Below are 501 nucleotides of genomic sequence, written 5' to 3' on the forward strand. Positions count from 1 at the left end.
GGGCCGGTCGGAGGCGGGCCGTCGAGGGGGGACGGCGGCAGCGCCCGTGAGCCGGGCGGGGCCGGGGGAGCGCTCCGGGACGGCGCCGGGGGTGTCCGCCGAGGCGGGGTCGACCCCGTGAAGGCGCTGATGCACCGGCACCGGGAGCTGTGCGAGCGTGCCGTGGACCCGCTGGAGATCGCCGCCGGACTGGAGTCGCACGGGCTCACCGACCGGGCCGCCGCGCGGTTCCGCCACCGGGACGTCTTCTCGCTCGCCGAGGAGATGTACGCGCGCGTGCCGAGAGAGCGGGCGGGGGAGGAGCACGCGACAGAGCAGGCGCCTTCCAAGCGCCCGGCCTCAAGCGCCCGCTCCGCGTGGACGCTGCTCAGCCTCCTCCCGGGCGCCCTCTGCGCCGTCACCGTCGCCGGGCTGCACCACACGTCCGGCACACCCCGGCACGCCGTCCTCGGCGCGGGTGCACTCGCCGTCGCCCTCGCCCTGCGCGCCGTCCTGCGCCAC

At 78.4% G+C, this 501-nt stretch carries 1 pseudogene; it reads left to right on the plus strand.

From position 1 onward, the window contains the following. Positions 1–501: pseudogene (locus ACVNF4_RS36900) on the plus strand (hypothetical protein); the annotation flags it as partial.

This window comes from Streptomyces sp. S6, assembly GCF_054880855.1.